13 protein-coding genes are annotated in these 13,260 nt (G+C 66.6%); 4 read left to right on the top strand and 9 right to left on the bottom strand.

Translation table 11 applies throughout. The annotated features are described in order from the left end of the window. Both ACEN88_RS12220 and ACEN88_RS12215 read right to left on the bottom strand, forming a co-directional pair. Positions 1–184: hypothetical protein (locus ACEN88_RS12220; RefSeq protein ID WP_413339899.1), on the bottom strand; the 184-nt coding region annotated here is incomplete at its 3' end. Between the two features lie 310 nt (positions 185–494). Continuing rightward, positions 495–1,124 (bottom strand): response regulator, encoded by a 630-nt coding sequence (locus ACEN88_RS12215; RefSeq protein WP_413339897.1) that lies wholly within the window; start codon positions 1,122–1,124, stop codon positions 495–497. Positions 1,125–1,437: 313 nt separating this feature from the next. On the opposite strand from ACEN88_RS12215, the gene ACEN88_RS12210 reads away from it, so the two are divergent. After that, entirely contained in the window at positions 1,438–2,334 is an 897-nt protein-coding gene (locus tag ACEN88_RS12210) for a YdiY family protein (RefSeq protein ID WP_413339900.1), read from the top strand. Here the strand turns inward: ACEN88_RS12210 and ACEN88_RS12205 are convergent. The 4 genes from ACEN88_RS12205 to ACEN88_RS12190 all read right to left on the bottom strand — a co-directional run bounded on the left by ACEN88_RS12205 (position 2,264) and on the right by ACEN88_RS12190 (position 4,927). Next, complete coding sequence (locus tag ACEN88_RS12205; RefSeq protein ID WP_413339896.1) at positions 2,264–2,758, bottom strand: hypothetical protein; 495 nt, start codon at positions 2,756–2,758, stop codon at positions 2,264–2,266. The two genes, ACEN88_RS12210 and ACEN88_RS12205, sit on opposite strands and share 71 nt — an antisense overlap. 119 nt (positions 2,759–2,877) lie before the next feature. Continuing rightward, positions 2,878–3,288 (bottom strand): GFA family protein, encoded by a 411-nt coding sequence (locus ACEN88_RS12200; protein ID WP_413339894.1) that lies wholly within the window; start codon positions 3,286–3,288, stop codon positions 2,878–2,880. 20 nt (positions 3,289–3,308) lie between these two features. After that, entirely contained in the window at positions 3,309–4,607 is a 1,299-nt protein-coding gene (locus ACEN88_RS12195) for an MFS transporter (RefSeq protein WP_413339892.1), read from the bottom strand. After that, positions 4,604–4,927, bottom strand: coding sequence for a thioredoxin family protein (locus ACEN88_RS12190; protein ID WP_413339890.1), 324 nt, complete (start codon positions 4,925–4,927; stop codon positions 4,604–4,606). Before ACEN88_RS12190 ends, ACEN88_RS12195 begins: the two co-directional genes overlap by 4 nt. 155 nt (positions 4,928–5,082) lie before the next feature. On the opposite strand from ACEN88_RS12190, the gene ACEN88_RS12185 reads away from it, so the two are divergent. From ACEN88_RS12185 to ACEN88_RS12175, 3 genes are all read left to right on the top strand, one after another. Next, the gene (locus ACEN88_RS12185; protein ID WP_413339889.1) at positions 5,083–5,271 is read left to right on the top strand and encodes a DUF3606 domain-containing protein; all 189 of its coding nucleotides are present in this window, start codon (positions 5,083–5,085) and stop codon (positions 5,269–5,271) included. A 99-nt stretch (positions 5,272–5,370) separates the two neighbouring features. After that, positions 5,371–6,489: a mechanosensitive ion channel family protein gene (locus ACEN88_RS12180; RefSeq protein WP_413339887.1), complete on the top strand. Its 1,119-nt coding sequence runs from the start codon at positions 5,371–5,373 to the stop codon at positions 6,487–6,489. A gap of 54 nt (positions 6,490–6,543) precedes the next feature. Beyond that, the gene (locus tag ACEN88_RS12175; RefSeq protein WP_413339885.1) at positions 6,544–7,410 is read left to right on the top strand and encodes an SDR family oxidoreductase; all 867 of its coding nucleotides are present in this window, start codon (positions 6,544–6,546) and stop codon (positions 7,408–7,410) included. Here ACEN88_RS12175 and ACEN88_RS12170 read toward each other — a convergent pair whose 3' ends face one another. The 3 genes from ACEN88_RS12170 to ACEN88_RS12160 all read right to left on the bottom strand — a co-directional run bounded on the left by ACEN88_RS12170 (position 7,411) and on the right by ACEN88_RS12160 (position 13,193). Further along, positions 7,411–9,816, bottom strand: coding sequence for a penicillin-binding protein 1A (locus ACEN88_RS12170; RefSeq protein ID WP_413339884.1), 2,406 nt, complete (start codon positions 9,814–9,816; stop codon positions 7,411–7,413). A 70-nt stretch (positions 9,817–9,886) separates the two neighbouring features. Further along, the gene (locus tag ACEN88_RS12165) at positions 9,887–12,721 is read right to left on the bottom strand and encodes an EAL domain-containing protein (protein ID WP_413339882.1); all 2,835 of its coding nucleotides are present in this window, start codon (positions 12,719–12,721) and stop codon (positions 9,887–9,889) included. A gap of 52 nt (positions 12,722–12,773) precedes the next feature. After that, entirely contained in the window at positions 12,774–13,193 is a 420-nt protein-coding gene (locus tag ACEN88_RS12160) for a chloride channel protein (RefSeq protein WP_413339881.1), read from the bottom strand. Positions 13,194–13,260: the final 67 nt, after the last annotated feature.

Raw genomic sequence — 13,260 nt, 5'->3', positions numbered from 1 at the left:
CGGGCGCCATGTCACGCGCCATTTGCAGTGCGGCTTCGCCGTCGGCAGCCACGCGCACGCGCGCGGGGCAGTCCGGGTCGTGCGCCAGCACCCGGGCCAGGTGTTCGGCCTGTGTCGGGCTGTCCTCGGCCACGAGGATTTCATAGGGTCCCCGGGCGTTCTCTCTCTTGTGCGTTGTTGTCATCTTGTTCGCGCCGCGTTTGTTGGGCGGTCGTGCCGTCATGTCATACAGTCGGTGGCCGGTGCACCGCACACCCCGGCCGTCAGAACTTGCATTGATATTAGCTAAGATGGCTAAGCATTAACATTCGTAGTAGGTCTGTCCATGACAACGAACGTCATTACGAGCGAACCGGTTCGGCGCCGGTTTGACGGCGCCTGGCCGCGTTCCGCTCCGGCGCGACACAATTTAGGGTAGGAAAACGCGAAGAAGCCTGTCACGAATTCTATGACAATTGCTCAGACACATTGTTACCGTATGGCAACGTAAAAGCTCAGCCGGCGAGGCCGTGCTGGAGCGCGTAGCGGATGAGGGCCGCGTTCGTCGACAGCCCCATCTTGCGGAAGATGCGGGTGCGATAGGTGTTGACGGAGCTGATGCTGATGCCCAGCTCGGCCGCGACCTGCTTGATTTGCAAACCGGAACCGATCAGCGCGACGATTTCCGCTTCGCGCGGCGTCAGGCTGTGGTGCGGGGGACGCCCACCCGGACGCGCTTCGAGCGCGAGCAGTTCGCCCACCCGCGGCCCCAGCCATGTGCCGCCCGTGGCTGCGCGGCGCACCGCTTCCACGAGTTCCGCAGACGCCATCGCCTTGGAGACGTAGCCGAGCGCACCCGCGCGCAGCGAGGCGAGCGCGAACTTCTCCTCGGCGTGCATGCTGAGGATCACGACCCGCAGGTCGGGGAAATGGCGCCGCAGTTCGACGAGGCCGTCCAGCCCGTCGTAATCGGGCAGTGTCAGGTCCAGGATCACGACGTCTGGGCGAACCTGGGCGATGAGGGCGATCGCTTGCTTCAAGTCCGCGGCTTCGCCGACGATTTTTAGGTCGGCGCAGGGCCGTACGATCTTCTTGATTCCTTCGCGGATCAGTTCATGATCGTCGGCGATGACTAGCCTGATCAAAATGCTTCCTTCTTACATGCAAGCCGGTATTTCGGCAAAGCAAGCATTCTAGGCAACGTTTACGCACGAATGCAAACACAATCTTTGATCAGTTAACAATTGCACCAGATTTTGAGGCATTTCTCCAGATAAATATGTAAATTTTCTACGCGAAAGTATTTCGTCGGGCGCTTTGGGCTACAATGTCGCCTCCGCCGGCAGGCTCGGCCTGCCGCAGATGATCCGTGAACGACAGGCTGCGCATCGCTCCCGATGGCGACGGAAGGCAGCCAACCCGATGCCTATGAAATCTCTGATGCTTTGTGTGCTGGCAATGACCGGCGCGGGGGCGGCGATGGCCGCTCCGGACGACCTCGACAGCAGCGTGCCGTCGTCCAGTTACTTCACCCAGGCGCCGACGATGGCGATACCGGAAGGCAGCAACTGGTACACGTCGGCCGAGCTGGGTGCGATCACGACCTCGGGCAATACCGAAGGCACGTCCGTGACCGGCAAGATCGATGCGCGCCACGAGATGGCGAACTGGAGCAACGAATACATCGTCAGCGGCTATTTCAAGGAAGACGTCACGCACAACGACGACGGCTCCACGACGCGCACCCGCTCGGCCGAGCGCTACCAGGTGTCGGCGAAGGCGGCGTTCAAGCTGCTGGAAGACGGCAACCGTGCCTTCCTGCTCGGCTCGCACGTGAACGACAAGTTCGGCGCCTACACCCGCTATTCGTCGGTCGGCGTCGGCTACGGCACCCAGCTCCTCAAGCGCGACAATGAAACCGTCGACGTCGAAGTGGGTCCGGGTTATTTCCACGGCGAGAACGCGGCCGGCGGCGTCGAATCCGGCATGACCGTGCGCGGCGCGGCCCAGCTGCGCTGGCGCGTGAGCCCGTCCGCGGCATTTTCGCAGAGCGTCAGCGTGGAACGGGGCACGTCGAACATGCACTCGATCGCCGAGACGGCGCTGTCCACCAAGATCAACGGCACGATGCAGATGAAGGCCGCGTTCAGCGCGCGCAGCGATACGAACGTGCCCGACAACAAGAAGAATACGGATACGCAGACGTCGCTGACGCTCGTGTACTCGTTCTCAAAACACACACGGCCGGGATATCCCGGCCGTTCCTTTGTTCTTCCCCCTTGGTTTATTTCGCCAGGATACGCCCGCTCAGCTGGATCGTGCCCTGCCCCGTCGCCATATCTTCCCCGCCCGTGATGTCGCCGCCGCCCGTCGCCTTGGCGTAACGGCCGGTGCCGCCCGTGACCTGGAACGTGGCGTTGCTGAACACGAATTTGGTGCCCACGCCCGTCGGCACGAACTGGCCGCTGTAGTTTGCGAAGATCAGTTCGCCGGTGAGCGTGGTGATCAGGAATTTGCCTTCGCTGAAGGTGTACGACGTGCCGCTCGGCGTGATGCAGTCGGTGGCCAGGAACGTGACCTTGTTGCCGACCAGGCTGCTGGTGCCGAAACCGAGAATGGTGCCGCCAAAGTTGGATGCGCAACGGGCGGACGGGCCCGGGATTTCCTGCAGCACACCGGACACCTTGAAGTCCTTGTACGTGGCCGGAGCGGCGGAAGCGCAGAGCGCGGCAGACATGAGGACGGCGCCGGTGGCGAAACGCAGGACATACTTGAACATGAAGTTCTCCAAATAAATTGTTGAAACCGAATTTTAGCGATTTGCTATCGTTTCGTGTGGACGATTGTGTATTTTATTGTAATTGCGTTGGTAAATACGACACTTATTGTGTCAATATTTCAACACATTAGTCCACCGGAGCGTGTCTTGGCGTAACGTGGCAGTGCATCCGCGAGATGCAGCCAGCGCACTTGCTGGGACGCAAAGGTATGGTCGGCCGGCGGTACGGCGTCCGGATCGTCCAGGCTGCACGTCGTGACGTCGATCTCGTCGGCGGCGCCGGCGCCGTGCCACGTCAGCTGCGTGCCGCACTGGCCGCAGAACAGGCGTTCGACGCCGGGGCTCGATGCGTTGCGGGCCGGACTGCCGCGGGTCCAGCGCAGGGCGTCGCGGCGCACGCTGAACCACGCGAGGGCGGGCGCACCGCTCGCGCGGCGGCAATCGACGCAGTGGCACAGCGTGGCGTTGAAAGGCTTTCCCGACGCCTCGTAACGCACCGCGCCGCACATGCATCCGCCCTGCAGGCCCATCGCCCTCTCCCGTCGTCGTGTCAGCGCGCCGTGGCCGGCGTTCCGCTGCTTGCCGGCGCCGTCAGTAGCAACGCGGCGAGGCTGATGACGGACGCTGCGCTCAGATACCAGCCCACGGTCTGCACGCCGTAGTTGGTCGCGAGCCATGTTGCCACGTACGGCGCGAGCGAGGCGCCCAGGATGCCCGCCAGGTTGAACGTCAGCGATGCGCCCGTGTAGCGCACCTCGGGCGGGAACATTTCCGACAGCAAGGTGCCCAGCGGGCCATACGTCAGGCCGATCAGGCATTGGCCCAGCACGAGGAACAACGCCACGAGCGTCAGCTGGCCGGACCCGAACAGGGGGCCGAACAGCAGGCCGAACAGTGCCAGGCCGACGGACACGAGGATCATCGCGGCGCGCCGGCCGTGGCGGTCGGCCAATACGGCGGCGATGGGGATCGTGAGGCCGAAGAAGACGATGGCGCCCAGTTGCAGCAGCAGGAAGGTCTGGCGCGAATAGCCCAGCGCGGACGTGCCCCAGCTCAGGGCGAACACGGTCATCAGGTAGAACACGACGAACGTGGCCAGCGCGGCGAGCGTGCCCAGTACGAGGGCGCGCGTGTGGTTCGCGAACACGGCCGCGACGGGCAGCTTCACGCGCTCGTTACGATCGAGCACGGCCTGGAAATCCGGCGTTTCCGTGATCTTCAGGCGCACGTACAGGCCGACCAGGACCAGCAGCGCACTGGCCAGGAACGGAATCCGCCAGCCGTAACGCAGGAAATCGGCATCGGACAGGGTCTGCGACAGCAGCAGGAACACGCCGCTCGACAGGAAGAAGCCGATCGGCGCGCCCAGTTGGGGGAACATGCCGTACCACGCGCGCTTGCCCGGCGGCGCGTTTTCCGTCGCCAGCAGCACGGCCCCGCCCCACTCGCCACCCAGGCCGAGGCCCTGGCCGAAGCGGCACAGCGCGAGCAGCAGCGGCGCCACCGTGCCGATGGTGGCATAGGTGGGCAGCAGGCCGATGAAGACGGTGGACAGGCCCATCGTCAACAGCGCGGCCACGAGCGTGGCCTTGCGCCCGACGCGGTCGCCGAAGTGGCCGAACACGGCCGAGCCGACGGGGCGCGCGAAAAAGGCGATGGCGAACGTGGCCAGCGACTGGAGCGTGGCCGCCGCGGGATCCCCGGCCGGGAAGAACAGCTTCGGGAACACGAGCACGGCGGCCGTGGCATAGATATAAAAGTCGAAGAACTCGATGGTGGTGCCGATGAGGCTGGCGAACAGGACGGTCGCCGGGCGGTTCTGTGGGGTGTGCGTCGCGGTACCGGTCATGCGGCACCGGCCTGCGACAACGCGTCGGCGAGCTCGCTGCTCGCGACCGGGCGCACGACGCGCGCGACTTCGTGTCCATCCTTGAGCACGACGACGGTCGGCCACAGCTTCACCTTGAACGAACGGCCCAGCTTGCGTCCGGGGCCGTCCTCGACCTTGATGTGCTGGACGCCGGGGTACGGTGCCAGCGCGTCGTCGATGAGGCTGGCCGCCGCCTGGCAATAGCCGCACCAGTTCGTGCCGAAGTCGAGGGCGACCACGCCGGGCAGCGCGTCGATGGCGCCGCGCTCGGGCTGCGCCGTGTCATAGGGTTTGCTCATGCATGTCTCCATGTTGTCGATCACGCTAGCCTACAACAAAACATGCCGCTGGAGTAAGTCCAGGCCGCTTTTAAGGCGGCCACAACGTGAAACACCGAACGGAATATGGCCGGGACCGGTGGCATCCTGCACTTGTATCGACCAAGGAGGCCATCATGTCCGATAACCTGCAAAACCGCGGCCAGCAGGACCGCACGCGCATCAACCTGCACGAAAAATGGGAAGTCCAGTACTGGACCAAGGAATTGGGCGTGACCGAGGAAGAGCTGGCGAAGGCCGTCAAGGACGCCGGCAGCAGCAGCGCCGAGGCGGTTCGCCAGCACCTGCGCGGCACCCGTCACTGATCCGGTAAGTACCTTGCCCGACGCCCGCCCGGCCCCGCCGGCCGGGCGCTATCCTTTCGCGCGTGCTCCCGCGCAACCCGTCCTTTCGAAAGGAGCCCGATGACTATCCGCGGCTATTTCTCCAACCTCGACATCAGCTGGACCAATGCGGCCGTGGCACTGACCGCGGCCGTCGTCAGCTTCATCGCCATCCACGGCGCCGTGCGCCTGTTCCGCCGCCGTCTCGACCAGTTCGACGACGAGCGGGCCCATAAACCCATCGTCGAAGTCCTGCGCCACACGCTCGCGCGCACGAGCAACCTCGCCATCCTCGCGACCTCGATCCTGATCGGCGTGTCGATGCTCGACCTGCCGCCGCCGTGGAACCAGCGCATCGGCCACCTGTGGTTCATCACGCTCGGCGCGCAGCTTGCCCTGTACCTGCACCACGCGATCGCCGTGACGGCGCGGCGCTATTTCCGCGTGCACGGCAAGGGCCTGGAAAACGACCAGGTCACCGTCGCGCACACCTTGATGATCTGGGCGCTGCAATGGAGCGTGTGGACCGTGTTCCTGCTGGCGATGCTGTCCAACCTCGGCATCAACGTGACGACGTTCGTCGCGAGCCTGGGCATCGGCGGTGTGGCCATCGCGCTGGCCGTGCAGAACGTCCTCGGCGACCTGTTCGCGTCCCTCGCGATCGCGACCGACAAGCCGTTCGAAGTGGGCGACGCGATCTCGGTGCCCGAATTCTTCGGCACGATCGAGCACGTGGGGCTCAAGACGACCCGGATCCGCGCGCTGTCGGGCGAGCAGATCGTGATCGCCAACGCGGAGCTCCTGCGCAAGACGGTTCACAACTTCAAGCGCCAGAACACGCGGCGCGTGCAGTACACCCTGCGCATCAATCCCGCCACGCCGCACGAACTCGCGGCGCAGCTGCCGGAACGGGTGGGCGCCATCATCGCGGCCAGGGACAAGGTGAAACTCGACCACGTCAACCTGACGACGATGGACCAGAACTACCTGGAATACGACATCGTCTACAACCTGACGGATGCCAACTACGGCCTGTACCTGCAGACCCAGCAGGCCGTGCTGCTGGAGACGATGCAGCTGCTGCGCGACCTGGACATCTCGACGGCGCCGCGCGCGCAGGAACTGCTGCTGCGGCAACCGGCCGCCAACGACGCGCGCAGCGAGGTCCCCGCGCCCCCGCAGGCCCGGCCCATGCATTGACCAGCGGAACCGGACGCCGCCTCCCGGCGTCCGGCCCTATCATCCGAGCCTCCAATGTTCGATCAGGAGGTCACGATGCAGCAACATCAACCCGCGCAACAACAGACGCCGCCCGGCCACGAGGCGCAACTGACGCCGAAAGCGGACCACGGCGAGACGAGCTATGTCGGCCACGGCCGGCTCAAGGACAAGGCCACCGTCATCACGGGCGGCGACAGCGGCATCGGCCGCGCCGTCGCCCTCGCCTTCGCGCGCGAAGGGGCCGACGTGCTGATTTCCTACCTCGACGAGCATGACGATGCGCGCGAGACGGAACGCCTCGTACGTGAGGCCGGCCGGAAAGCGGTGCTGGTCCCCGGCGACATCGCGGATCCCGCCCACTGCCGCGCCATCGTCGACCGCGCGGTACAGGCATTCGGCCGCATCGACGTGCTGGTGAATAATGCGGCGTTCCAGATGACGCGCGAGTCGCTGGACGAGATCCCGGACGACGAATGGGACCGCACGTTCGCGGTCAACATCTCGGCCATGTTCCACATCTGCAAGGCGGCCGTGAAGCACATGAAGCCCGGGTCGTCGATCATCAACACGACGTCGATCAACTCGGACAATCCGAAGCCGACCCTGCTGCCGTATGCGACCACGAAGGGCGCCATCGCCAACTTCACGGCCGGCCTCGCGCAGCTGCTGGCGGAAAAAGGGATACGTGTGAACTCCGTCGCGCCGGGGCCGATCTGGACGCCGCTGATCCCGTCGACGATGCCGCCGGACCAGGTAGAGCGCTTCGGCCAGCAGGTGCCGATGAAGCGGCCGGGCCAGCCGGTGGAGGTGGCGCCCGTGTACGTGATGCTGGCGTCGGACGAAGCCAGCTACATTTCCGGGGCGCGCATCCCGGTCACGGGCGGCACCCCGATCCTGTGATCACGCATCGTTCGGCGGCGGCAGCGTGATGCCTTCCTGCTGCAGTTCCGGCTGCGGCGGCGCCGGCGGTTCATTCTCGGGCGGCTGCGGCGTGTCGGGTGGCGGGCCGCCTTCCTGCTGCATGTCGCCGCCCTCTTCCATGTCTTCCTCGGGCGGCGGCTCCGCGTGACGCGTCACGGGTTCGGGTTTGCGTCCGCCCGGGAACAGCGCGTCGCCGCTGATCTTGCCGCTGTCGAGCGCGGACTTGAAGAAGTCGCCCACGAGCAGGATCGCGCTGTGCCCGCCCTGCCCCCAGTAGTTCGACCGCATCGTGACGCGGTTGTCGTTGAAGCCGACCCACGCACCCGCGACGAGGTTCGGGTGCATCATGATGAACCAGCCGTCCGCGTTGTTCTGCGTGGTGCCCGTCTTGCCGGCCACGTCGGCCGTGATGCCGAAGCGGTAGCGAATGCCGGTGCCCGTGCCGCGGTTGATCACGCCGCGCATCATGTCGATCAGGGTGATGGCCGACTCCTGCGACAGCACCCGCTGCGGCGTCTGCGACGCGAAATCGGCGATCACCTGGCCGTTGCGGTCCGTGATGCGGCGCACGAACACCGGTTTGCGGTATTCGCCCTGCGCGGCGATCGACGAATACGCGTTGACCATCTCCAGCAGGGTGACCGGGCTGGAGCCCAGCGCGATCGACGGCACGGGCGCCAGCTTGCTCGTGCGGACGCCCAGGTCCTGCGCCAGCTTGACGACGGGCGCCACGCCGATGTCGCGCACGACCTGCGCCGTGATCGTGTTCTTCGAATAGACGAGGCCATCGCGCATGGTCAGCTGGCGGCCCGTTGTGCCGCTGTTGTCCGTCGGGCGCCACACGGTGCCGTCGTCGAAGCGGATCGTCGTGACAGCGTCCAGGTAGGCGTGGTCCGGCGCGATGCCCTTTTCCAGCGCCGCGGCGTAGACGATCGGCTTGAACGTGGAGCCGGGCTGGCGCGCGGCCTGGGCCACGTGGTCGTACTGCTCCTTCTCGAAGTCGCGGCTGCCCACCCATGCCTTGATCTCGCCCGTCGTCGGGTCCATCGCGAGGAAGCCCGCCTCCAGGCGCGATTTCGACGCCTTCAGCTGGCGCATGAAGTTGCGGTCCGCCTTCAGCTTCTTCAGGACCGCGACCGGGTTCTCGCCGCCGTCGACGGCCTTGCGGTAGTCGGACGATTCGCGGATGAACGTCTCCAGCAGTTCGCCGTGCGACTGCCAGTAGTATTCGAACGGGTTCACGCCGTCGCGCATGTCGACATAGGTCTGCGTGGACGTCGCGTTGATCGGCCAGGAATGGGCCCAGTCGACGTCGGCGATGGCCTGCAGCGCGCCGGCCTGGCGTTCGACGGCGCGCTGCGCGGCCTGCTGCAGGTCGTAGTCGAGCGTCGTCTGCACGACGAGGCCGTCCTGCTGCAGGTCGGCGTCGTGCTTCTCGGCCCAGTCGACGAGCCAGCGCCGCACATAGGCCGTGAAATGGTCGTCCTTCCCGTTGCGTTCCGCCATGCGCGCGAAATGCAGGCGCAGCGGCCGTTTCACGAGCTGGCGGTACCTGGCCTCGTCGATGGCGCCCGCCTTCAGCATCTGCCCCAGCACGACGTTGCGGCGCGCAAGCGAACGTTCCGGGTTCGTCACAGGGTTGTAATAGGCCGTGCCCTTCAGCATGCCGACGAGCGTGGCCGCTTCCGTCTCGTTCAGCTGGGCGGCCGTCTTGTTGAAGTACGTGTGCGCGGCCGCTTCGATGCCGTACGTGTTGTACAGGAACGGGACGGTGTTCAGGTAGGCTTCGAGGATTTCCGTCTTGCTGTACGTGTTCTCGATCTTGAAGGCGGTGATGAGTTCCTTCAGCTTGCGGTTGATGTTGCGCGCGCGGCCGATCTCGTCGCGGAACAGGTTGCGCGCAAGCTGCTGGGTGATCGTCGAGCCGCCCTGCGCATCGCCCTTCAGGTTGGCGACAACAGCGCCGGCGATGCGCGTGAAGTCGACGCCGTGGTGGTCGTAGAAGCGGTGGTCCTCCGTCGCGATGAGGGCATTGACGACGTTCGGCGACACGGCCGACAGCGGCACCTTCATCTGGATGCCCTGCTCGAAACTGGCCAGCTGGGGGCCGTCGGCCGAGACGACGACGGTGGGCCGCGCCACGCGGGCCTGCTTGACGTCCTCGATGCCGGGCGTGAGCGGAAACAGCAGCGCGATCCAGACGGCGAACAGCGTCACGAGCAGCAGTGCGAGCCCGGCGGCGATGTACAGCCAGCGCAGGTGCGGCGGTTTGGTCATCAGGTGCCCGTGCGCCCGCGCATAGGCTTGCCTGGCGCGGGCCCCGGCGCGGTCGATCATCCTGCGTTCGCGTCCGTTCCAGCCCTTGCCCTCGTTATGGTCTTCCACTCTCGTTTCTTCCTGTCAGCTAGCTTGTCAATGGCGGCACAAGTATAGCCGACGGCCCGCTGACTTTCGGTTAGCGCACGCTCATACCGTTCGCGTCATGCGGTATCATGTGCCGCCCCGTGCGCAGCAGGCGCTCGACGTCGGCGCGTGACGCCGCCTGTGCATATACGTGGCCCTGCACCTCGTCGCAGCCGCGCCGGCGCAGGTAGTCCAGTTGCGCTTCGGTTTCCACGCCCTCGGCGATCACGCGCATGTGGAGGCCGCGCGCGAGCTCGATGATGGCCGCGACCATCGCCGCGTCGTCCTCGCTGAACGGGATGTCGCGCACGAAGCTGCGGTCGATCTTGAGCACGTCCACGGGAAAGCGGCGCAGGTACGACAGGCTCGAATAGCCGGTGCCGAAATCGTCGATCGACAACTGCACGCCCATCTGCTTCAGTTCGCGCATCGTGCGGATCGCGCTTTCCACGTCGCCCATGACGAGGCTTTCCGTGATCTCCACTTCGAGGCAGCCCGCCGACAGGCCCGTCTCGTCCAGCACGCGGGCGATCTCGCGCACGAGGTTCGGTTCGGCGAACTGGCGTGCCGACAGGTTCACGGCGATGCGTAAATGACCCAGTCCGGCATGCTGCCACGCGCGGCTCTGGCGGCACGCCGTGCGCAGCACCCACGCGCCGATGGGCACGATCAGGCCCGTCTCCTCGGCCAGGTTGATGAAGCGGTCGGGCCGCACCATGCCCAGGCTCGGATGGCGCCAGCGGATCAGCGCTTCCAGCCCGACGACGGCGCCGGTCTCCAGGTCGACCTGCGGCTGGTAGTACAGCTCGAACTCGTCGTGCACGAGCGCGCTGCGCAGCGCGCCTTCCAGCGCGAGGCGTTCGCGGGCGCGGGCATTCATCGTCGGCATGTAGAACTGCACCATGTTGCGGCCCAGTTCCTTGGACCGGTACATGGCCACTTCCGCGTGCTGGATCAGCGCGGCGGCGTCGGTGCCGTCGGCCGGGAACGCGGCCAGGCCGGCGCTGCCCGTGAGGACGAGGTCCTGCCCATGCAGCTCGAGCGGGTGGGCGAGCGCCTGCAGCACGGCGTTGACGGTGGCCGCCGCGTCGGACTCGTTCTCGCGGCCCGGCAGCACGAGCACGAATTCGTCGCCGCCCGTGCGGGCCACGGTGTCCGTGCGCCCGACAGCCGCGCTGATGCGCTGTGCGGCGGCCTTCAGCAATTCGTCGCCGGCGTCGTGGCCCAGCGTATCGTTGACGAACTTGAAGTGGTCGAGGTCCAGCGCCGCCACCCACACCGTGGCGCGCCCGGCCGCGAGGTTGATCGCGTTGTCGATGCGATCGTGCAGCAGCGCGCGGTTGGCGAGGCCCGTCAGCGTGTCGAAGCGGGCGCGCGCCTCCAGCTCGGCCTCGTAGCGCTTGGCCATCGTCACGTCGTACTGCGCCATCACGAAGTGCGTCGTCACGCCGTCCTCGTTGTTGACGGGCGCGATATACACCTCGGCATACATGTCCTCGCGGCCGCGCCGCAGCAGGCGCATCGACACGTGGCCCTCGCGCCGCTCGCGGATCGCGGCGCGCAGTTCGGCCACGCCAGCCTGGTCGGGTTCGCGGTTGCCCAGGTCGAGCAGGCCCCGCCCGACCACCTCGGACGCCGTCACGCCGCGCATGCGTTCGAACGCCGGGTTCACGTACTCGATGGGGTAGCCGGGCCGCGTCGCGCTCACGAGGATGATGGCGTTCGCGCTGGCGTCGATGGCGCGCCGGTACAGCCGCAGCGCGTCGAGGGCGTCGTGCAGGTCGGCCGTGCGGCTTTCGACGAGCGCCTCGATGCGGCGTGTGCGCTTGACGCGGCTTTGCACGTACGCGGACGTGGCGATGCTCACGAGGCAGCCGAGGACGAGCGCGATGAGGGCGCCGGCGCTGCCCGCCATTTCGCTTGAGCGCCCGGTGACGCGCAGCTCCCACGGCATCCCGGCCACCTCGAACGTGTGGCGGTTCGTGAAGACGGCGTCGCCGAGCCACGCGTGCCAGGCGGGCCGGCTCGTGCGGTCCAGCGCGTCGTGCAGAAAGGCGCGCTGCGGGCCGTCGAGGCCGCGGCCCGTCAACTCGATCCGGAGGCCATTGCGCGCCAACATGTTCGATTTGGCGAGCGTCGTGCTAACCAGCGTGGCGACGTCGATCACGACGGCCGTGTCGCCCAGCGCCGCGGCGCTGCGCGCGGCCGCGTTCGTGAGCGCCGCCCCGCGCCGGTATACGGGCATCATCAAGATGAAGCCGAGATGGCCGCCGCGCTGCAGCAACGGCACCATGAGGCTGGACGCCGGCTGGCCCGTGTCGATGGCGCGCATGAACGTGGAGCCCTGCTGGGCGAACGAAAAGGCGTCGTAGCCCAGCGTGACCTCATTGCCCGCCATCGGCTCGATGTAGTCGACGACGAGGTAGCGCGGGCGCGGCGCCGCGCGCACGAGCGTGACCCTGTTCCCGTTCGCGCGGCGTTCGCGGATCTCGAAGCCGGGCCGGAAGCGCTGGTTCGCCGCCTCGAACGCGGCGCGCTCGTGGCTTGCCACCATGCGGTGGAACACGACGGCCTGCAGGTAAGGATGGCTGGCCAGCAGCGGCCGGGTAAAGGCGCCGAACTCGTCGCGGCTGGCGATGCCCACGGAGGAAAACAGGGCGTTGGCCGCCCGCAGCACGTCGAGCGCGTCGCCGAAGCTGCGCGTCACGGTGGCGTTGCGGATTTCCGCGCGCTGCAGGAATTCGGAGCGGGCCCGTTCGCGTTCCGCGTTGACCATCCCGACGACCAGCACGGCAGTAAGACCCAGTCCCGCCAGCAGTGTCAGCACCGCGGCAGGAGTCGGGGGCCGCGCGCGGGCGCGGCCGCGGCGCACTTTCCGTGTCAGCATGTCCCATGCTAGCGCATTTGGACATGCGGGCGTGGCTTATTTCCGTGCCGCCTCAGTCTGCCGTCGGCGGTTGTGCCGGCGCCAAGTTCGGGGCCGGTACGCGGCCCAGCTGGAGCCGCGCGAGGGTCGGATAAAGAGGCGGACTGATCAGGCGCGCGACGGCAAATGCGATCAGCGCACACGCCATCAGGCTCAGCACCATGGCGTGGCCGTCCACCATCTCCATCACGATGATGAAGGCCGTCAGCGGCGCCTGCGTGGCGGCCGCGAGGAAGCCGACCATGCCCAGCGCGATCAGCGCCGGTACCTGCATGCCATATAACAGCAGCGCGACGTCGTTGCCGAACGCGGCGCCGATCGCGAGCGACGGCGCGAAGATGCCGGCCGGGGCGCCGGACCACGTCGTCAGCCACGTCGCGAGGAATTTGAAGGGCGCATAGGCGAACGGCATTGCCGCACTGCCCTCCACCATCGTGCGCGTGGTGGAGCCCGCTCATCTGGACCCCGTTATGCACCGCTGCGGTCGTCTGGTGCATAAC

Origin of the sequence: Massilia sp. CT11-108 (genome assembly GCF_047302915.1) — a bacterium.
Lineage (GTDB): Bacteria > Pseudomonadota > Gammaproteobacteria > Burkholderiales > Burkholderiaceae_D > Telluria > Telluria orientalis.
This window is presented reverse-complemented; position numbering and strand designations above follow the sequence as displayed.